The organism is Neobacillus sp. CF12 (assembly GCF_030348765.1).
Taxonomy (GTDB): domain Bacteria; phylum Bacillota; class Bacilli; order Bacillales; family Cytobacillaceae; genus Neobacillus.
The window spans coordinates 4,843,776-4,863,735 of sequence record NZ_JAUCEU010000007.1 but is presented as its reverse complement, the minus strand read 5'-3'; the positions used below and the strand labels follow the sequence as shown (position 1 = coordinate 4,863,735).

Sequence of the window (19,960 nt, the reverse complement as noted above, 5' to 3'; positions counted from 1 at the left end):
CTGCAGCTAAATAAAAAATAGGACTGTCCCTTTTGACAGTCCTATTCATTTTCAGGAGGAGGTATTGTAATGGATGGGGTAACTCCACTGCCCCCATTATTATAAAATTGCGGTACCTCCCCTTGAATCAATCTTCCACCAACCGGGATTTTCTGCTCTAGTTTGGTAATTTCCGTTGCAAACGGAGTTATGATTTGTACAGACACCTCTAAATGAATAGCAACATCAATCCAGGTATTATTGATACCCATTGGTTTTGGGTCGATTTTTACATCAGGACGTACTTCACCGATGGCGTGAAACCTAACAGGTATTTTAGGACCTAAGTTTCCTAACAAGGCCATGTTTGTTGCCTGCCCTAATGGAACATTCCAAACTATCCCATCCTGTCTTTTCTCATTAACCTCAATATCAACATCTGTTAATTGCTCCAAGGAAGCAAGATCCCCTTTTTCTGCTGCATTTAAGTTTTTCTGTATTTCATTCGTGATTTCCGATAACTTTTGGTTTATCACTTCTGTATTTAAACTAGCGCTAGGCTGTGCGCCATTTTGCCCTGCTTCTACTGCAATAACATCCCCTACCTCAACCGTTTTTTTATTAATGGCTTTATTAATTACCTGTGAGGCAATCTGGTTGGTCTTAGACTCCGCATATCTCATTAAGGAAGGCTCAATACCTTTGTTCACCAGCCATATTCCAAATGCAGTAGATAGGAGAAAGAATACAAATGACAAGAGCATGACATATCGGAAAGGTAACGGTCCTCGTTTCCGGGGACGTACACGAAACTTTGCCAAAAAAATCCCCCCTTACATGCTATATGTATGCAAAAAAAGGAGGAACTAGCCTATAAAATTATTAAAAAGCGAAAGTGCCTTGATCAGCCCCGACAAGCATAAGATAAGCGCTGACAGAAGGCGTGCTTTTTGCCTTCCGAAGTGATTGGCTTATGACCTCGAGGGGCTAGGCACTGTAGCTGGATTAGAAGAAAAGCCTGCACAACCTGTGCAAGCTTCTTAAACCATTTTTAACAAGGCATCTTTTCCAAGCATTCCTTTGGTTATTCCTAAGTTTTCGGCCTCGGTTGTTACTGACTCCATTGGTGCATTCAGAAGTTGTTCAATGGTTTTTACTCCTACCGCTCTAGCGGCAATGATTTTTCGGTCCTTAAGCTTTTCGTTCAATAATCCAACATCTAAGGCACCGCACATAATATATCCTTTATCATTGCTTACAGTGAGCAATGTTGTTTTTGGTAGTAAGACAGTAACAGCCAAGAACGTGTGACCATTAATCTCCACCGGTGATAGCTCAATCAATTTACACACTCCTTTCCTCACTAACAATTTATGAAAGTGAAAGAAAAAGCGTGTATCTCTTTTAGGACTGCTTTTGTAACTTCCATTTTAATAAGTCACGTAAAAACTCTGGTAAGAGATATTCTTTTTTCTTATTTGGAAAAACTCCTTTGAAAAAATGACCAAAGGTGAACATATCTGGAAGAGCAAGAATGTAGGTCTGGTCTAGATCCAGTTCATTCCCATTTATATAGATTTCGTTGTTTTCATTAAAAGTAATCCGATCGTAAACACTGACCCCCATTACCGTTCCTCTAAAACCAAGCCCCTTAACTTGCCGCTGCGTCCAGTCATCAGACTTCGTTTCATTGATTACTTCATTTAATTCCCTGCCTGTTAGGTGGATTTTACAAGGATTGATCGGGTGAGGACAAATCGACAGCAAATCATATGCGGAAACACGCCCTGTTAATGGACCCAAAATTAGACCTGCGTTAATAAAGGCACAATCCGCATCACACCATTCCCTTAACGCTTGGCAAAGAATCTGTGATAGTTCAGTGGCTTGAAATGGATCATGGCTATATTCCTTAGGAAGTGTAGTAATTTTTTGATTTAATAACTTCTTTCCTTTTCGATAGAGTTCCTTAGAGATTGCTTTCTCATCTGGAACAGCTGGAATCTCCATCACATCATACAATTTAGCTTGCTTGCTGTTTTGCTCCCCAACCTGGAGGGTTACATGCCCAACATACTTACCATGCTTACCAGCTCCAGCAAGCAGTGTCTGCCCGACTAGCTTACCATCAGGGAGTGTATGGTGGGTATGACCGCCAAGAATGACATCAATCTCTGGAAAGTCCAATGCAATTCTTTCATCATGGTTAAGACCAAGATGAGAAAGCAAAATGATGACATCAGATTGCTCTTTTAGTGCTTGTATCCAATTTCCCAACTCTTCTAAAGGCTCTGTCAGATGCCAGCCTAACAGATCATAAAGAAGCGAAAAATAGGCTGTTAAACCAATTACACCAATTCGTGTACCTTTTTTAGTAGAATATATTTTATAGGGTTTAAGCCATGTTGGATGGTGACTATTTTTGTTATAAAGGTTTGCAACTATCACATCAAAAGTCCTTTGGTCATACAAATGGTTTAACCCTTCATAAGGAAAATTGACTCCTTCGTTGTTACCAATTGTCACTGCAGTATAGCCACTATCATTTAACAACTCAATATTCCCCTGCCCATGCGTCCCCTCGGAAAACGGGTGCCAACGGTCAATAAAGTCACCTATGTCAAATAGAAAAAATTCTTCTCCACCTTCTTCATGTTGTGTTCTTCGACTTTTTAAGAAATCCTGAATCCTCGGCCATCGTTTTAAATGGCTGTGAACATCATTAGTATGATAGATATGAATGATTTCCATGTAGGTTTCGCTTCCTTTTTAACCAAAAATACCTTGATAAATTAATCGTATGCCAACGATTATTAATATGGTTCTTAATAATAAAACGATTGTTTTGCTTTTTAATCTAGTGTTTAAATAAACGCCCACCTTTGCACCAATCCATGCCCCTGGAACTAATGCTAGTGCGAGCAGCCAATCCACATTTCCGAGTGTGATATGTGTGATTGAGCTTAGGATTGAGGTTGGTAAAATCATAAACATGGATGTAGCTGTTGCCACGTGAGGCGGAAAGAAAAAGAATAGGATCATGGTCGGCACCAATAACGAACCACCGCCAACCCCTAAAATTCCCGATAAAAATCCGACAACAAAGGAAATAGAAACGGCCATCAAAGGGTTAAACCCATATTCAAAAACTTTCCCTGAGTTATCCGTAAAACTTCTGACAATCCCTTTATCTTTATGGTATGGAATTGGCTTTAGCTTGTCTTTTAATAGCAGTACAAATGAGACAAAAATAATAAAAATACCAAAAAACAAATTGAATGATTTAAGATTCAAAACCTCTGTTACCCATGCTCCTAAAATACTACCTGGACCACTCCCGATAAGAAAAATTAGTCCGCTTTTATAATCAACGGTTTTATGTTTTATGTAAGCGAGTGTCGAGGAAAGCCCGGTGAAAATCATAGTAAATAGGGAGGTTCCGACAGCTGTCTGGGGAGATATATAACCAAATGCAGACAGTGAGCCTAAAAAGAGCAAGGAAGGAACGATGACAATTCCCCCGCCTAATCCAATTAAGCTCCCTAAGGAACTACCTGCAATTCCTATTAAAATTAAAACTATCCATTCCATAATCTTTCTCCTTACGTTTAAAATAAATCAAGTTGTCTAGGGGCAAGGTCCTCGTATGTTAAGTCTAAAAGGGAAATCATTTCTTTCGCGTTATCCGCTGCATCTCCACCAGAATTGTTATTAAAAAGCACATAGACGTTTTGTGATTCCTTGGAAAGTCTCCTGATACTGTCTGCCCATTCTTGGAGTTCTCGTTGGTTATAACGATAGAGGTACCTGACTTCACGCCAATCCGTATCTTGCCGTTTTTGCCAGCCATGGACGTTACGTCCGTGAAATCTTATCAAGAGTGTATTAGGGTCAATGGCCTCTAATACGGTTGGGATCGAGCCCTCCCCTGATTGTGGTTCATCACAAATACTATGTATCCATTTTTCCTCTTTCAAAAATTCAAGTGTCTGATTGCGGTAACGGGCTGAAAACCAGGATTGATGCCTGAACTCAAGTGCGCAGGGTAAATCCCCCATTTCTTTTTTGCACCATCGTAAATATTCTACATTTTCCCGCTTACAATCAAACCATGGCGGGAATTGAAAAAGGGTCATTGCGTATTTGTTTGCTTCTATGTATGGCTCTAATGATTCTTTAAAGGCGTGAAACATTGCTTGCTTGGTGGCAAATGGACTTTCACCGCGTTGATGACCTGTCATCCCCTGATAGGCCTTTACAATGAACTGAAACGACTCAGGGGTATCATTGACCCATTTTTGTGCATTTCTCTTTGGTTGTATGGCGTAAAAAGCGGTATCCACTTCTACCGTCGGAAAATGACCTGCATATTTTTTCAACTTATCACGGGGTGGGGTTTGATCTGGATATAAGCTATCATGGTCTCCCCAACCTGTTACACCTATGTATATCAATTCTTATCACCTCACACCTATAATAATAATATACCCCTAGTTTCTATTTTCCGCTATCCGAGAGTATCTTTCTGTTATGCGAGAGTAATGTTTGCTTATCCGAGAGTGTTTTCTGCCATCCGCAAGTATTCCACCACCAAAACGCAAAAATCCGCCTGCCATTATGGCAAGCGGATCAACTTTTATTACCCGATTGAACCTTCCATCTCAAACTTGATTAATTGTGCGTGAAACAGCTTGAAATGATTTATAAAGAAATCAATTTATATCAAGGGTTTAACCGTTTTTTATAAATAGGTTAAAATGCAAAATAAATTTATTTCGGCACGAAATCGGCACGAGCGCTTAAAATACTTTTCACATTGGGCAAGGTATTTTCCTTAACCTTTTTTCTAAATAATTTAACTTGCCTTCCACCAGTTCAGTTTCCTTCTTCCCGCGAAATATCGTTTTCCATAAGTTCCTCCCATGTAAATGCTTTACCTTGCCCCTTACCATTATTTTTTTTCTCTGTATTGAATGGAATCAAAAGCAATTGACCCGGAGTAACAATTGGAACTGTCAAATGGTTTGCGATCATAAGTTGTTCTAGTTTAACGTGGAATTTGTGACAGATGAATAGAATCTCCCGTTTGGACTTTATAAATCATGGATTCACCACCTCCCTTTTCATATATAATTTATTTATTCTGAAAGTATTCTTATAAACAAGAAAATTATGGAATTAAATTCATACACCTTAAAACTGTTAGTATAAAAATATTTTCATTCTATAAAATAGGAAGAAAAATAAAACAAAACAATACCTACAAAAGTCTAAACAGGAGGTTTTTGATGGTGTTTTGAAAATAAGATTATACATAGTTCTACATGATTCGTGCAAAATGCGGTCAATTTTAACTGGATTTCACAATTAAAACATCGAAAGATTTTTTTCTCCATAGAAAAACCGATTAACCAAAAATTACGTTAATCGGTTTAATTTATGCAGTTTTTTTTCATCTTACAGTGTACCACTTCTTTCCTCTTGAGCATCAAAGATTTCAGGGTGTTGTCTTAGGAGTGGTATATTATCTTTTTCCGTTTCAACAATAACATTATAGAAGACAATCACTAACCTCAATTGAACAAGACAAATTCAATAGTCAAACCCCTTTTTCATCCATAATGGTCTCATTTGAGGGAATTGCCTGTATATTTCCTCTTCTTTTTCTTTTCGTTCATAATCATGTATGCTCCTACTATAACGTTCATTTTCTGAATTTAATTGTTCCAACCGTTCATCATAATCCTCTTCTCTTTCCTTGAAATATTCAATCTGATCATTTAATTTTTCAATAATCTCAATTAGTTCATCTTTAGTCATTTTGTAATAATGTTCACTATTCATGTAAACCGCCTCCTAAAATTAATTAGATTTACTAGTAGAAATAACATTAATAGACCTTAACTTATAATTAAGACACTCTTATATCTACATGCCGTAATCACGATCCACGAATCTCTCTGCCCAATTCTTTATTAAATCCCGTGCAAAAGGCAATTCCTCATTTGTAATATTTCGGAAATTTGGGTTAAGTTTATCCTCCGGATAAAGTGCGTTAAATAGTAAATCTTTAATATCTTTCATACAACTACTCTTTTCATAGGAAAATAAGTTCATTTTAGCAAAAAAAGGTTCTTGTGGCATCCCTCGAAGAAATGATGATAAAGTGGAAAATCAAATTCGAAGATATAGACAGAAAAAGCGGATTCTCCCTTCGACCGTGTTCGTCGAATGTTTTCGGCTTATTCTAAGAAGGAAGCGAACGCCTCTGTTCTAAATGGAACAGGTTTCTTTCTTCCGCTGTAGTTTTTGTAGGAACTGCTGCCACTTCAGCCTCATTCTTTTGGTGCCTAAACAGTGTAAAATAACGCTAAAATCGGTGGCGGCACATTGCCTTCTTCAACTATAGCAACACATTAGTTTAACAAAAAGTTATTTTTTCTTTTTGATATATATTTTCGGTGTATAAAATTTCAATATATGAATGAGTTGATCTCCCATATACGAAGAGGATTGTGGAAAATCATTTTCAATCCATTCTAGAATCAATCCTATAATACCATGTATTCGATAGGTGCTAAAAAGTTGGATATCAATAGCAGGGTCTATTTCAGTAGTCAGGAAACCAAATTCTTCTCTGAATAACTTGTCCAATCTTTTTGTCATTTTCTCATGAAAATTATAGTTTGTTGTTGGACGTAACATAAGCTTATAGAATCTTTTGTTTTCTAAGAAATGATCGAATAAGATAATTGAATTTGAAGGTAATTCATTGAAATCTACGACTGATAAATAGAGATATGGTTTCCGAAAGGCTTCCGTCATTTTTTCAAACATCTCTTCAATGATTTCATCTAGTAATTCTTCCTTTTTTTCATAATGTGCATAAAAAGTACCTCGATTGAAATCCGCAGCCTTTACAATCTCCGTTATTGTAATGTCATGAAAGCTTTTTTCCTCCATTAACGATAATACAACTTCTCTAAACTTCTCTTTTGTTCTTTTTACACGTTTGTCTGGGTGTTGAATAGACATTCCAAAGCACCTTCTTACACTTTTAACATACAAAATCGATACATATGTTGATTATCATACATTTTTATTATTATTGCATATTGAAGCCCTTTCACTCATGTTTTATGCTTAAATTGTTCAATATATCTTGAAATAAGGATATATTCTCATTCATATTCAACATAAGGGGGAAGGTCAACATGGCAAGATTTGAAGGTAAAACAGTCATTGTTACAGGTGCAGCAGGCGGTATCGGGAAAGAAGTCGTACGAAAATTAGCTAACGAACAAGCGAAAGTTGTATTAGTTGATTTAAATGAAGACGCTATCAAAGCCGTTCAAGCTGAGCTTGGTTTAACAGAAGAAAATAGCTTAGTGGTAAAAGCGGATGTTTCTAATGAAGAAAATGTTAAAAATTATGTGGAGCAAACAATTTCTAAATTTGGTCGCATTGATGGCTTTGTAAACAACGCAGGCGTTGAAGGTCCAGCTAAACCACTTGAAGAAGTTACAGAAAAAGATTTTGATTTCGTTTACGGTATTAATGTAAAAGGCGTACTTTTCGGTCTTAAATATGTATTACCGATTATGAAAGGACAAAAATCTGGTTCAATCGTCAATACTGCATCAGTAGCTGGGTTAATTGGTTCACCAAGCATGGTATTATACAACTCTTCTAAACACGCTGTAATGGGTATTAATAAAGTTGCAGCATTAGAAGCAGCTGCATTTAACGTTCGTGTAAATACAGTAAACCCAGGTGTAATTAATACACAAATGATGCGTAAAATTGAAGCAAATGTTGCGCCAGGTGCAGCAGAAGCAGCACAAGCAGCTTATAACGATGCAGTACCAATGAAACGCTACGGTGAACCTGAAGAAGTAGCTAACGTAATTGCGTTTTTACTTTCTGACGAAGCTTCTTACGTAAGCTCATCTTCATTCACTATCGATGGTGCTTTATATAACGTGTAATTGATCACGGAAGTCCTATTTGGACCCTCCGAGGTAAAGTTCCTCATAATGAGAATGCATGAATGTTGATATAGCAGCATTCATGCGTTTTGCTTTTCTTAGGAATTCAGATGAAATACCCCTTCAGCCACTATTTTTATGTGTAAAGAATATGAGGTACAAAATGTAACTCAGTTTTAACATTTTTTTTCTTTTCGACTAACCCATCCCTTTAGTTCAATAAAAAAAGCTGCCAGAATTGGCAGACAGATCTTTATTTAATGCCCTTGTCCTTTAAGTACAATTCTTCACATTCTACCTCGTTAGTACAACAAGGAAAAAGATCGCCGCAGCGATCTCCTTCTTTAACTCTAGCACCCGTTAGTTTAAGTGTAATTTTTCACAAACTGTTTAAATATCACTTTGTTTATACATCACCATTTTTATTAACATCAAGTAGATTAGTAATTTTTATTGCTATTTCCAAACATTTTTCATACTCTAAATCAATTTTCTTGTTCAAATACTTTTCATAACGTGATAACTGGCGTTGAATAACAATAGCAATCTTTTGTGGATTGTTTTGATAATTGTCTCCAACAACACATTTGTAAATTTCATATGATTCTGCACCATATATACTATCTTCAAGAGAGAATGGATTCCATTCTTCAATGACTTTTCTTATAAGTACACTTTCAAGTTCACGTTTAGACAAATGTCCCACCACCAAATATTTTTACTTCCTATTATATTAGATATTATCCATAATAATTCGATTGCTTTTTCAAGTATCCTGCCCCGTTAGCTGCATAACAAAATAAAAAACGACCTACAAAGGCAGATCGCTGAATTAGTCAACTAATGCACCCGATAGTTTAAGTGTAACGTTTAACAAAATCAAATTTTCACTGAATTATATCGTCTGGGCAACCATCTAACAGGTCATCTATAAAAATCCAATTCTCATCTTTATTTCCTAAGTCTTTGCAGTAATCTTCGGCTTCTTCTATATTTTCGAACCAATAATCAGCAACACAGGAAGTATCCTCTGGTGTATCATATAAAAACACTTATGTTCCTTCAGGAGAAGCATAAATCATTACTTTACATATACCATCATTTTTTTCTTCAAGAAAAGCATATTTCCTCATAATTCAATCTCCTTACTATTTCCTCCTTGTAAAGTTAATTCCTGCCTTGCTTATTTCACTAAACTGCTGACCATTAGTTCAATAACAAAAGGATCGTGTAAGCAATCCCATCCTCAATTTAAGCACGATTTAGCTGAATAAGATTTTTCAAACATCAATTATCCTCCGTTGATAAAAAGTGAAGCAATTTGCTTCTCTTTTAAATTGCCAATATTTTTTTATAAATTTTATAATTTTCCTCATCAAAACAAATGAATACGACTTCTTTCACCGTCTTATTAGCATCCATGTATTCTTTTACGGCATCGATGGCAATTTTTGCTGCCGGGGTTTTAGGAAATCCGTAAATCCCTGTGCTGATATTTGGAAATGCAATTGTTCGATTCCGTTTGCTCCGGCTAAACCAAGCGAATTTAAATAACAGCTTTTCAATAATTCACTTTCTTTGTTTGTTCCACCGTTCCATACCGGACCTACTGTATGGATGACAAATTTTGCCGATAAATTTCCGCCTGTCGTGATAACGGCAGCTCCAGTTGGACATCCACCCTGTTTGTTCCTTATAGCGACACATTCTTCATGTAATGCTTTCCCTGCAGCACGGTGTATCGCACCATCCACTCCTCCACCGCCAAGAAGACTTGAATTTGCCGCATTTACGATGGCATCTGTTGTTTGTTTTGTAATATCACCTTTAATTAGCTTAATACCCATGTGATCACTCCTCGTTTTTACTGATTTGTGAATGCAGTATTATCAAGGTATCGGAAGGTGTCATAATAAACAAGCCTGCTTCTTAAGTAAATAGCCACCAGTATGGTTCGCAGCTTGTTCTTAAAGGAAAGTCACCCGTTTGTTCAAAAAGCTCACTATTTTGTCGAGGATTTGTCCTACCTCTTTTTTAATTGATTGGGTATGACTTTTTGATTCAGCCAATGCTTATTTGTTTGCACATGACCCTTCCTCACAAATTTGCCTACAGCAAATTTGAAGTCGTCATAGTGAAAGGATTCGGCAAGCCTCACGACATACCCCTCTTGTTCGCCGCCGAATGCGGAGCGTTTGGTGTAGGTTTCTTTCACTTTCTTTTCATCGAATACGCCCCTGTACAACACCGGCACCGTTTCAATTCCGAGGTCCCTTGCCCAACTGACCGTTTCATCCCAGCTGAGGCAGAAATTTTCCTCATTCCAGATATTGAATAGATAAAAGTAACTCGAAAGTTCCTGGTAATGGATGCTGTGCGTGGCGTAGATATTCTCGCCGCAAAACCGCCAATTCACAGGAATCCGATAGTCAAAGGTCGAATGGAACATCTTCACCCAGTTCCGCGATTCATGATTAGCCGAATCGATGCTTCTCGCATGAATATGGTCATGATACATGGAGAAATTCTCTCCGTCGAGCTTCTCTGTCACGATTATTTCCTTCCCCATGAAGTGGTCTACGTTCTTCAGTCTTTTGTCATCCTTTGTATACCCTTCGCTCCAAGGGAGATGAAAGCTTTTCGGATATTTCATGTATTTATTTCCCAAACCCATCCGCCTCCCGGAAAAAATACAATTTTGTCAGTTCCTCTTCGCCTATCAGGTGATATATTTCACTCGCTCCTCGGTCTCCGCCGAATGAAATCAGCATATGAAGCTGAACAAGGTTTACGACCTTTAGGACGAATTCTTTCTTAAACCCAAGTTCTGTGAGGAAATGGCAGGCAAGCTGAGCGCTCACATTTTCATGCGCATAATAGCTATAACTCCCTCTCATCGGTTTATACACTTTGCAAACAGGCTTTCCAGCGTCATGAAAAAGGGCAGCCATCACCAGCGCCAACTTGTCTTGCCCTTCATATGTTTCGCTGATGTATTCGTAAACCAGATACGTATGCTCGCACAATAAGAACTGATGGTGGGGATTTTCCTGGTTGAACCGGTACATGCCGCTAAAAGGCGGCATGTGTTTGAGCCTTTCGAATAATTCTTCGTAGGATAGCTTATTTTCAACCAAGTCAATGAAGTCTTCCTTTGCGATATCGTATGAACTCGGCGTATGGATGATCTGGATGTCGTCAAATCCTTCGCCAAGCATGGGGAATTCTAGATTTTTCCGGTATTTTTCCATGATGCGGTACTCCACATTCCGCTTTCGTTCCACGTTTCGTTTGAGGCAAATTTCAAACGGCGTGTCCAAATAGTAGCATTCTTTTCTAACGTTTTTTAATTTCGATAGGTTGAACATCCTCCTCTCCCGCTCGATGTTGGTCGAATCGACCACGACGGATTTGCCTGCAGCGACAAGTTCATTCAACCGCTCGAAAAGCACCCGGTAGACGATTCGCGATTTTTGGACTCCTGCGTCGCCGAATAGTTGCTGCCGGATGCCATCGGTAGATAAAATCACGAGGTTTTCTTTTTTGGCAAGTTTTTGTGCTAAATGGCTTTTTCCGCTTCCCGGAATTCCGACGGTATAGATCACTTTTTGCATGATTTCCACCTCCCTTTCTGCTTTGCTGGAATTCAACCAATTAACGCTGAAATAAAATAGTACGTAAGCATAATATATGGTAAGGAACGGGGAATTTGCCAAAATCCTGATTTTTATCCTTTTTTTTATAACTTGAATCAACGATCCAATTCTTGATGTTTCGGCATGAACTTACGCAGCTACTGTTCACATTATTAGCATTTAAAAGCAAGCAACCAGTAGTAGCACAGAAACTAAACTCCAGTTAGTTCAAAATTTAAAAAAGACCGCCGTAGCGATCATTAGGTTACAAACCCATGGGAACCCCATCTTCAATTAAAGCACCCGTTAGCTGAATAAGCAAAACGACTTCACGAAGGTAATTCGTAGTCTTTGATAAGGGGTGTAATTGTTTTATTGTTGATTTTACTAAAGAAATTATTTCATTTAGTTCAAATAATAAATCTTCGTTCTCATTCCAGAAGCCCTTATCGACTTTTAAGACTTGTTCAAGTAAGTCTCCCATAAATAAATCCCCTTCGACAAAAGGATTTGTTACAAGTGTTTCAAGTGCTAATGGAACCAGATATTTTAAACCGATTTTTTGTCCAATCATTATTCTTAAATCTTCAATCGTAAAATCTTTTAATTTCTTTTTCCTTAATTCCTGACACTTAAGTATTAAATTAGATTGAAAATCCGACTCTTTCCATTTTGTATCTTCTAATTCTTCTAATGATTTATTTATATCAAAATTCACCTTTATAACCACCTTTTTTATGGTGTTTTAACATCTCTTATTGAACAGAAATCCATCCTAGCAGTACATTAGTTCAACACAAATAAGCGTTAATCCTTCTTGGATTAACGCTTATTTGTGTTGAAGAAAGAAGTTTATAAAATTCGAATATCCTGAAAATCTTTAGCAACAACATAAGAATCTCCAAAAATAAATATTTTATATAGGGTACTTTTTTGGGAAGTAGATTCAAAAATGGTTGTTTTATAACCATTACCTGACAGTACCTTTTCATACGCCTTAATTAAATTAGCTGGTCCACTACTAAATAACCCTTCTCCTCCTTTTAATAAATGCTCTATATATACATAGGGATAAATGATATTTATATAAGTTTCAAGAGGTAATTGTTTGTTCACAATGTTTGAATGGGTTAAATACAATTCTCCTATAATTTGGTTAATATCTTTACAATGCCCCTTAAAATACAAAGTCGCTGAGTCATTGTTGTGCTCCCATAGAAAAACGTGATTATCTAATACTTCAAATTCCTCAAAGTAATTTACACTTAATTTATGGTCTCTAAATTCAGTGCAGATAACTTTCCATACTTGTAATTTTTCATCATCATTTTCATATGTTACTTGAATAGTTAGTATTAGTTCATCCTGATTAATTTGTATCCCATCTAGACTTAGATATACATTGCTTGCAAATTTGCCTTCGTGTATGGCCTTTGAAAAATTAGATAACATAAATTCATTCACCACCAGATTCCAACTTATAAGTCTAATTTAATTATATATATTCAATGAATAATTGGTGAAAACCTTCTTGAACTTGCCTGCCACGTTAGCTCAAAAACAAAAAAGGATCGCCGCAGCAATCCTCGTTCTTCCACTATTGCACCCATTACTTTAAGAAGACTGTTCCCATTCTCTTTTTAAAACACCCATTTTAATGGCATCAAAATATTTACCATCTACCATTCTTGCTTGTCTTATTCTGGCTTCCTCTTTCATTCCTAACTTTTCTGCCACTTTTATCATTCTTACATTTCCTGACCAAGTTGACATACCTAAACGATGTAATCCAGTGGTTTTAAATAAAAAATCTATCCAAAGTTTATAAGCCTCCGTACCGTATCCACCGTTCCAGTATTTTTTATCATAAATAACGATACCAGTTTCTAACCAATTAGTGTTTTTATCTACCCAATAAGAACTTACTGTCCCAATTACTTTATCTCCTACTAAGATAATTAGTGTTTTAGGAGTGTTGACCGTAATTTCATAGTCGTTCGCCCAACTTTTTAGAAATTCTTCCTTTGTAATTCTAGGTTCAAGTATATAGGGTCCATTCCATTTCTTCGCCGCTTGTTCCTTTTCTTCATATTTCCAATAATATAATTTATCAAGTTCTTGTTGAGTAGCCTCTTTTAAAACAATTTTTTGCCCGACAATGCCCGACAATATTAATCATAAAAACTTTGTTTCCTCCTAAGAATCTGTCTAGTTCATATATCAATTTTACCATAGAATCCAAACAGACTTCTTCAACTATCCTGCTTCGTTACTTGAATAAAGTAAGTGCGATCCTTCGTTATTGAAGCATTGCCCACGATAGAGTTTAACAAGCAGTAAGTTCACATTATGATCGTAATACGCATTAGCCAAAAGGTCTAGATTAGCACGAATTGAATATTTTTTACAATATATGGAATAAAATATTAACTAAGAGCAAGGTTAGCCCTCCACATACATTGAGATTTCATCAATGCCTTGCTCCTATATTTTAGCTACAAGGCTAATACCCAAGAATTTACTTGCTATTTCCCATACAATAGAGTGTCATATATTAATCGCCAACCAGTTATGAATTTTGAAGGCATCAAAAGTGCCTTTATTTTTTTTTACAATTCTAAAAGCCCCAAGTTTTAATTCTCGTATTGTTCAATAACTAATTCGTTCAACCTCATTGTTGTGTTTACTAAAATCAAATCCCATTTGCCAACCCTCATTATCCTGTAATACAATCTTTTGCCCTTCACATATTAAGTTCATCACCCGCTTTGTAGTCCATTTTCTCACCTTCCTGTTAGGACGCTATATTTGTCAAATGCGACATTAATAGTTTATATTCCTTCTTTAACAAACCTGCTTCGTTAGTTCAATAAGAAAAAGCCACCAAATTGGTAGGCGGATCTTCAACTCTTGCACCCGTTTGTTTAAGTACATTACTTCACATTTTCTTCTTTGTGTTTTTTCGGTATTCTCTCGGTTTTCTCATTAGTGCCAATAATGCTATAACAAAACAAATCATTAGAATTATATTTAAGCTCCAACCGAAACTATCAATATACTGCATTACTCTTCCTCCTCAGATATGTTTTGTTCACTTTAGCATGATTAATGTGCTAGTTGGTTGTTTTCTACAAAAGAAGATAAAACATTACAATTTTTTCTATCAAGATCCGTTTGCTGTAATTTCCATAATAAAACACCACCCTTTCCCTATTACAAAATGTAGAGAAAGGACGGTGCTTGGCTTTCATTATTTATTTTCAATCAATGTAAGTTAATGTAGCAACACCATTGTTTTAGCTGCAATTAGCATCCCTTATTGAAGGAATGCACCCTTTAGTTTAAGTATATTTCTTCACAATCATTTTTTTCATAATGTAAAAGGTTGCAGCAACAATTTATTTTTATTTGCCATTGTCCTTTTCTAAATTATGAAGTTCTCTCAACATTATTAATTTTAGAACCAATTTTTATTATTATGTAACGAATGATAAATCCGATACCTAACCCTGGAATCAAAGACAACATTGGAAGCCAGATAGGACCAAATGATTTACCAAAAATATTATTAGGTGAATACATTATAGACCTACTGTTATAAAATAGGCTCCAAAAGCAAATGGTACAAATGATAACCGAGGATTTTCCCCTTCCGCATATTTATATGTGTCGTACATAGCAAACATATAAACACATGGATAAAACATAAGCTATTGGTGATCCACCACTACTGCGGCTTCTTTTATTTTCCCAAGAAAACTAAACATGATAGCCTGGTTAAACAAACTGTTAACATTAATAGTGAATTCTAAAATAATAAATAGAATTCCTTTAATAAGGTGTCCATTTAACAGTTGACCAAAGCCTGGAAAAGCAACACTCCAAAGAATTGCTTCTAACTTATACGTTTTCTTCATAGTATTAACCTTGAGATTGGGTTATATCTTGCTTACCTTTTAATTTATCTAATATTTTTAATAAACCAACCAACCCTCTAATAGTAAACAAAGTAAAATTAACACTGGCAAAAGTATGGAAAGGTGACCATTTTTTCCATTTAAATAATCCTGTTTTGCTTTCCATAAACCATTGACCCAAACTCATGGGAACACTAAAAATTAAACTTTTTAGTAATATTTTCCAAAATTTGTCGTTGTATGAAATCTTAACCCAAACAACACTTAAAATCGGGAAAAACAATATGTCATAAATAATATTCGTTTTGAAAATTTTTGGAAAAGGACGAACTGGATATGCAACTCTTTTAGTTCCAACAACATACGCATCAATAAGAGTCGCAATAACTCCTTTTGAGAAAAAAATAACCAGATTTTCTCTCATTTTTGAGCCTTTAAATAAAAATGGCAATGAAACTATACATAAAGCTGTAAGTAGATTTAACAATTTTTTCTCCATAAAGAACACCGTCCAAAAGGATTAATTAGTACCATTATTACATTTACCAATTCAAATAAGTATTATCCTTTAAAAATATTGAGAAATTTATAATGTTTCGGTATTATTTAAAACAAAAAGCTAAATCGATTATTGTATTAGCTTTTTCGCCTTTTATAGATTCCCTTTCTTTACCCATTCCGCAACTGTAACAGTTCGTTTTGCTTGGTGTTTAGATCCTGCAGGAAATATTATTGATAATGAAAACTTTGATAGTTTTGGATATGTATACGTGAATGATGCAGGTAACATAGAGACACAAGGAGTATTAATAAATACAGCTGCCTTTGGAACATTAGGCGTAAGTGGCGCAAAACAAATTTATGAAATAGTAAATAATGTTCAAGATTATAAGGATTCTGCATGGTATAAAGTTGGGGTAGACATTCCTCCAGGACAATATGTTATTGAAAGCTATGGACAAGGATATGTCGCAGTAATGGCAGGACCTGTTGGAAAAAGCGATATAGTAGATAATGAGAATTTTAATGGTCGATATACGACGAATGTTACCAATGGGCAATATTTGCAAATATCAAAAGGTAAAATTGCTCAGTAGAAAGAAACAGCCCCTCTCGTTATAGAGAAGGGCTTTTAATATTTATTTAGTTTCTCCTGATACATTAGAACCTCCGAAACGTTGCATCCCTTCAACTCTAGGACCCGTTACTTTAAGTACATTTCTTCACAAATACACTTTATTACCCCCATTTGCTATTAATCCTAAGCAATAATAATTTTTATTAAAATCATTACTTTAGGTTAAAATAAGTGAATAAAAAGAGGAGGAGTTAGCATCATGACTTCAAGGGATGTTCCAATCACATCATCAGAATTGGCAAATTTATGGATGACTTTTCAAGAAAAAACCATGATTATCAGAATGTTAGAGCATTTTATAGAACACGCCAATAATACAGAGAAACAACTTTTGCTAACTCATTATAATAATGCTTCTAAAGCCATAGAAATCATTAAAGGTATTTTCCAACAAGAAGAGGCGGTTATTCCTATTGGTTTTACAGAAAGTGATGTACAAAAAGGAGTTCCAAAGTTGTTTGATTATCTGTTTGATATTATGTATTTGCATATGATGACTAAAGTGGAAATGAGCCTTTATTCACTTTTTTGTGGTATGTCCTATCGGAAAGATATTAATGATTTTTTTATCAAATTGACAGCAGAAGCCCAAGAGATTAACTGCCAAGCAACTCAATTCCTTTTAGAAAAAGGGGTATTGGTACGTCCAGCTTTTGTATCAATGCCTAAAGAAGTTCATTTTGTAGAGAACAAAAATTATAGAAGTAGTTTTAATTTGTTTAGTGAAACCAGATCCCTAAATACAATAGAAGTTTCTCTTATCCATCATGCCATTGAAACAAACCTTGTAGGAATGCAATTAATGATTGGATTTGCCCAAGTTGCTTCAAATAAGGAAGTGCAAAACTATCTTGTAAAAGGGATGAAATTGTCAAAGAAGATTGAAATCGATTTAGGTGAATTTTTACGCCAAAGTTATATTGAACCACCCGCTTCTCATGCTGGTAAAGCAACTGCTTCAAAACTCCCACCATTTTCTGATAAATTAATGATGTACAACACCAGTTTGTTAACTTCATTTGGTCTCGGAAGTAATGCATTAGGAGGTGCATTTAGTTTACGAAATGACCTACCTGCAAAAATGGCTCTGCTTGCAAAGGATATTTTTACTTTTGCTCAAGATGGAGGTAAGATTATGATCAAAAATGGCTGGATGGAAGAACCCCCACAGATTGAGGATCGAAATCAACTAACCAAATAAACGTTTTATAGAAAAAACAGATAACTAAAATGGAACAAAAGTAAGATATTTTTCGTCTTCATGAAAAGTAAAATTGTTTATAGGACTTCCCTTTGATAAGTTATAAAAATCCTTTATAAGTTATTCGCCTCTTCCTTCACATTGTACAGAAAAGGGGCGATTTTTATTTTTAAAATTTGATATATTTCTTGTTAAAGTAACCTGCTCCGTTAGTTCAATAAGAAAAAAGCAGCACTAGAGCTGCTGGATTTTTAACCAAGAACTATTTACTTGAACTTAAATAATCGTTGATTCTTTGCAATCCTTCGGCATATAATTTCTTAAACGCCTCTGTAGCTCTAGAAGGGAAGAGCGCCGGAAAACAATTGTAGCCACCGGGTCGCAAGGCAAAGGTTTCAGAAGCACCGAAAAGCAAATTAGCTGAAGCAGGTGAAATTCCTGTTGGTGAAATTCCGTAGGGAAGCGTGTTGCCCTTAGCCTATGCTTACGAAAGGAGTGCGGGTTCGAATCCCGTCAGAGGCATTACTCAAAACTGCACCATATTCCTCAAATGCGATATTAAAGAGAGAAGGATTTTCATCTTTTCTTGTTCACTAACCTGCCCCGATAGTTGAATAAGCTCTCCGTTTCGATTTCGAAAACCCTGTCAATAATCCCTTTAAAAAGAGAAATTTAGGGAGAGATGTATTTTGTTATTATCTAAGGCATGGGAAATATATGAATCGGATAAACGAATTGAAGGGTTCTCACCACAAACATTAAAAGCATATAAACTTCAAGCTACTTTACTTATTCGGTATTTAAAGGACGTTAAATTAGAAACCATATCCACTGTTCAATTAAAAGATTACCTGTCTAAATCGAGTGAAACCTTAAAGCCTGCAAGTCTAGCTCACCGAATTAGATTTATTAAGTCATTAATTCGCTGGTCACATGAGGAAGGTCTTATTCCAAAAAATCCAGCAGCAAAGATAAAGGAACCTAAAGCAGGGAAACGAATTCCTAAGTTTCTAACAGAATGTGAAATTGAACATTTACGTGAAGCATGCTCTTGCCCATTGGAAAAGGCTTTGTTCGAATTCATGTTTTCCACTGGGTGCCGTATAGGTGAAATTGTTTCCCTAAATAAGAATAGAATTAATTGGTCTAACCGTTCTGCCATTGTAAGAGGAAAAGGGGATAAAGAAAGGGAAGTTTATTTTAATATCCGTTGCGATATTTGGCTCAAACGCTACCTTGACCAACGCCAGGATAGCGATCCAGCAATTTTTGTTACAGAACGGTATCCCCATCGAATGAGTATTGCCCAAATGAGATACATCATTAAGCGGATTTCTAGTCGGGCAGGAATCAATATATTCACCCCCACCAGCTGCGTCACAGCTATGCCACCCATTTGTTGAATAATGGTGCACCTCTTGAAGTCATACAGAGCTTATTAGGACATGAAAAAAGTGAAACTACTAGGATATATGCACAGTTAAGTGGGAGTTTACGGCAAGAACTTTATAGGAAGTATTTTTAAATGAAAATGCAAAATAGCAATGCCCCTAAAAAGCATTGCTTTTTTTATTCTCGCACCCTATAGTTTAAGTACATTGTTTCACAAACTTGTTTTAAAGTTAAAAGAGGATACTATATCATAATACAAGAAAACTACGAATTAACTAAGGATAAATTGGAATTTATGCTTTATTAATTGCCCGTGTATACTTTAGTTCTCTGTCTTCTTTTACTCAGACAAACACTTTGTGCTATTGTCTTAACAATTTAGGGATTAATATTCATCATCGTCATCATCATTTGACCATATACCGATCAATTCATCCACTGATATAAGTCCATTCTTAAAGTTGTCAATATTAGCCATCACTTCACTTCTTGGTATGATTCCATCTTTAACCGCATCATCCAATCGATCCATTTCATCTTCTGTCAATCCCCAATCGTTTTTACTCATTTTTTCTCCTCCTTATAAGTGTTTTGTATTCTCTCACACAAATTCCAATTTATATATTATTTTAACAAATATTGATACTCCGCAATATCTACTAATGTACATCACCTCGTTTTTTTGCATAACTTCTTTATTAGAACATTAA

General features: G+C 35.8%; 21 protein-coding genes and 3 pseudogenes. 4 read left to right on the top strand and 20 right to left on the bottom strand.

What is annotated here, in order from left to right; translation table 11 throughout:
* Positions 1-41 precede the first annotated feature (41 nt).
* From yunB to QUG14_RS23075, 8 genes are all read right to left on the bottom strand, one after another.
* A complete protein-coding gene (yunB, locus tag QUG14_RS23110) occupies positions 42-800 on the bottom strand; it encodes a sporulation protein YunB (RefSeq protein WP_289342794.1) in 759 nt (252 codons plus the stop codon).
* 219 nt (positions 801-1,019) lie between these two features.
* Positions 1,020-1,322, bottom strand: a complete 303-nt coding sequence (locus tag QUG14_RS23105; RefSeq protein ID WP_289342793.1) for a YunC family protein — start codon at positions 1,320-1,322, stop codon at positions 1,020-1,022.
* Between the two features lie 61 nt (positions 1,323-1,383).
* On the bottom strand, positions 1,384-2,730 hold the full coding sequence (locus tag QUG14_RS23100; RefSeq protein ID WP_289342792.1) for a bifunctional metallophosphatase/5'-nucleotidase: 1,347 nt from the start codon (positions 2,728-2,730) through the stop codon (positions 1,384-1,386).
* Positions 2,731-2,748: 18 nt separating this feature from the next.
* Positions 2,749-3,570 (bottom strand): sulfite exporter TauE/SafE family protein, encoded by an 822-nt coding sequence (locus QUG14_RS23095; RefSeq protein ID WP_289342791.1) that lies wholly within the window; start codon positions 3,568-3,570, stop codon positions 2,749-2,751.
* A 17-nt stretch (positions 3,571-3,587) separates the two neighbouring features.
* On the bottom strand, positions 3,588-4,433 hold the full coding sequence (locus tag QUG14_RS23090; RefSeq protein ID WP_289342790.1) for a DUF72 domain-containing protein: 846 nt from the start codon (positions 4,431-4,433) through the stop codon (positions 3,588-3,590).
* A 1,138-nt stretch (positions 4,434-5,571) separates the two neighbouring features.
* Positions 5,572-5,823: a hypothetical protein gene (locus tag QUG14_RS23085; protein ID WP_289342789.1), complete on the bottom strand. Its 252-nt coding sequence runs from the start codon at positions 5,821-5,823 to the stop codon at positions 5,572-5,574.
* An 84-nt stretch (positions 5,824-5,907) separates the two neighbouring features.
* Positions 5,908-6,063 carry a hypothetical protein gene (locus QUG14_RS23080; RefSeq protein ID WP_289342788.1) on the bottom strand — a complete coding sequence of 52 codons (156 nt, stop codon included), beginning with the start codon at positions 6,061-6,063 and terminating at the stop codon, positions 5,908-5,910.
* A gap of 348 nt (positions 6,064-6,411) precedes the next feature.
* Positions 6,412-7,014 carry a TetR/AcrR family transcriptional regulator gene (locus QUG14_RS23075; RefSeq protein ID WP_289342787.1) on the bottom strand — a complete coding sequence of 201 codons (603 nt, stop codon included), beginning with the start codon at positions 7,012-7,014 and terminating at the stop codon, positions 6,412-6,414.
* A gap of 179 nt (positions 7,015-7,193) precedes the next feature.
* Here QUG14_RS23075 and QUG14_RS23070 point away from each other — a divergent pair, with 179 nt between their 5' ends.
* A complete protein-coding gene (locus QUG14_RS23070; protein ID WP_289342785.1) occupies positions 7,194-7,967 on the top strand; it encodes an SDR family NAD(P)-dependent oxidoreductase in 774 nt (257 codons plus the stop codon).
* A 406-nt stretch (positions 7,968-8,373) separates the two neighbouring features.
* Here QUG14_RS23070 and QUG14_RS23065 read toward each other — a convergent pair whose 3' ends face one another.
* From QUG14_RS23065 to QUG14_RS23015, 11 genes and pseudogenes are all read right to left on the bottom strand, one after another.
* Positions 8,374-8,664, bottom strand: coding sequence for a DUF1871 family protein (locus QUG14_RS23065; protein WP_289342783.1), 291 nt, complete (start codon positions 8,662-8,664; stop codon positions 8,374-8,376).
* A 190-nt stretch (positions 8,665-8,854) separates the two neighbouring features.
* Entirely contained in the window at positions 8,855-9,019 is a 165-nt protein-coding gene (locus QUG14_RS23060) for a hypothetical protein (protein ID WP_289342782.1), read from the bottom strand.
* Positions 9,020-9,299: 280 nt separating this feature from the next.
* Positions 9,300-9,814, bottom strand: a pseudogene (locus QUG14_RS23055) (O-acetyl-ADP-ribose deacetylase).
* A gap of 176 nt (positions 9,815-9,990) precedes the next feature.
* Positions 9,991-10,620, bottom strand: a complete 630-nt coding sequence (locus QUG14_RS23050) for an RNA ligase family protein (protein WP_289344217.1) — start codon at positions 10,618-10,620, stop codon at positions 9,991-9,993.
* Between the two features lie 4 nt (positions 10,621-10,624).
* A complete protein-coding gene (locus QUG14_RS23045; RefSeq protein WP_289342781.1) occupies positions 10,625-11,581 on the bottom strand; it encodes an AAA family ATPase in 957 nt (318 codons plus the stop codon).
* A 286-nt stretch (positions 11,582-11,867) separates the two neighbouring features.
* On the bottom strand, positions 11,868-12,320 hold the full coding sequence (locus QUG14_RS23040; protein WP_289342780.1) for a contact-dependent growth inhibition system immunity protein: 453 nt from the start codon (positions 12,318-12,320) through the stop codon (positions 11,868-11,870).
* 134 nt (positions 12,321-12,454) lie between these two features.
* Positions 12,455-13,054 carry a hypothetical protein gene (locus tag QUG14_RS23035; RefSeq protein ID WP_289342779.1) on the bottom strand — a complete coding sequence of 200 codons (600 nt, stop codon included), beginning with the start codon at positions 13,052-13,054 and terminating at the stop codon, positions 12,455-12,457.
* Between the two features lie 162 nt (positions 13,055-13,216).
* The gene (locus QUG14_RS23030) at positions 13,217-13,771 is read right to left on the bottom strand and encodes a GNAT family N-acetyltransferase (RefSeq protein ID WP_289342778.1); all 555 of its coding nucleotides are present in this window, start codon (positions 13,769-13,771) and stop codon (positions 13,217-13,219) included.
* 769 nt (positions 13,772-14,540) lie between these two features.
* Complete coding sequence (locus tag QUG14_RS23025) at positions 14,541-14,666, bottom strand: hypothetical protein (protein WP_289342776.1); 126 nt, start codon at positions 14,664-14,666, stop codon at positions 14,541-14,543.
* Positions 14,667-15,031: 365 nt separating this feature from the next.
* Positions 15,032-15,519 (bottom strand): annotated as a pseudogene (locus QUG14_RS23020) (hypothetical protein).
* A gap of 4 nt (positions 15,520-15,523) precedes the next feature.
* Positions 15,524-16,018 (bottom strand): CBO0543 family protein, encoded by a 495-nt coding sequence (locus QUG14_RS23015; RefSeq protein ID WP_289342775.1) that lies wholly within the window; start codon positions 16,016-16,018, stop codon positions 15,524-15,526.
* A gap of 271 nt (positions 16,019-16,289) precedes the next feature.
* On the opposite strand from QUG14_RS23015, the gene QUG14_RS23010 reads away from it, so the two are divergent.
* From QUG14_RS23010 to QUG14_RS23000, 3 genes and pseudogenes are all read left to right on the top strand, one after another.
* Positions 16,290-16,616, top strand: a complete 327-nt coding sequence (locus QUG14_RS23010) for a hypothetical protein (protein WP_289342774.1) — start codon at positions 16,290-16,292, stop codon at positions 16,614-16,616.
* A 237-nt stretch (positions 16,617-16,853) separates the two neighbouring features.
* Complete coding sequence (locus QUG14_RS23005) at positions 16,854-17,858, top strand: DUF3231 family protein (RefSeq protein WP_289344216.1); 1,005 nt, start codon at positions 16,854-16,856, stop codon at positions 17,856-17,858.
* A gap of 689 nt (positions 17,859-18,547) precedes the next feature.
* Positions 18,548-19,383, top strand: a pseudogene (locus QUG14_RS23000) (tyrosine-type recombinase/integrase).
* A 252-nt stretch (positions 19,384-19,635) separates the two neighbouring features.
* Here the strand turns inward: QUG14_RS23000 and QUG14_RS22995 are convergent.
* A complete protein-coding gene (locus tag QUG14_RS22995; RefSeq protein WP_289342773.1) occupies positions 19,636-19,818 on the bottom strand; it encodes a hypothetical protein in 183 nt (60 codons plus the stop codon).
* Positions 19,819-19,960 lie beyond the last annotated feature (142 nt).

Excerpts from the sequence above, each read along its gene's own strand:
- QUG14_RS22995 (WP_289342773.1), bottom strand. The coding sequence starts at position 19,818 with ATGAGTAAAAACGATTGGGGATTGACAGAAGATGAAATGGATCGATTG.
- QUG14_RS23075 (WP_289342787.1), bottom strand. The coding sequence starts at position 7,014 with ATGTCTATTCAACACCCAGACAAACGTGTAAAAAGAACAAAAGAGAAG.
- QUG14_RS23035 (WP_289342779.1), bottom strand. The coding sequence starts at position 13,054 with ATGTTATCTAATTTTTCAAAGGCCATACACGAAGGCAAATTTGCAAGC.
- QUG14_RS23045 (WP_289342781.1), bottom strand. The coding sequence starts at position 11,581 with ATGCAAAAAGTGATCTATACCGTCGGAATTCCGGGAAGCGGAAAAAGC.
- QUG14_RS23100 (WP_289342792.1), bottom strand. The coding sequence starts at position 2,730 with ATGGAAATCATTCATATCTATCATACTAATGATGTTCACAGCCATTTA.
- QUG14_RS23070 (WP_289342785.1), top strand. The coding sequence starts at position 7,194 with ATGGCAAGATTTGAAGGTAAAACAGTCATTGTTACAGGTGCAGCAGGC.
- QUG14_RS23025 (WP_289342776.1), bottom strand. The coding sequence starts at position 14,666 with ATGCAGTATATTGATAGTTTCGGTTGGAGCTTAAATATAATTCTAATG.
- QUG14_RS23085 (WP_289342789.1), bottom strand. The coding sequence starts at position 5,823 with ATGAATAGTGAACATTATTACAAAATGACTAAAGATGAACTAATTGAG.
- QUG14_RS23015 (WP_289342775.1), bottom strand. The coding sequence starts at position 16,018 with ATGGAGAAAAAATTGTTAAATCTACTTACAGCTTTATGTATAGTTTCA.
- QUG14_RS23095 (WP_289342791.1), bottom strand. The coding sequence starts at position 3,570 with ATGGAATGGATAGTTTTAATTTTAATAGGAATTGCAGGTAGTTCCTTA.
- QUG14_RS23080 (WP_289342788.1), bottom strand. The coding sequence starts at position 6,063 with ATGAAAGATATTAAAGATTTACTATTTAACGCACTTTATCCGGAGGAT.
- QUG14_RS23050 (WP_289344217.1), bottom strand. The coding sequence starts at position 10,620 with ATGAAATATCCGAAAAGCTTTCATCTCCCTTGGAGCGAAGGGTATACA.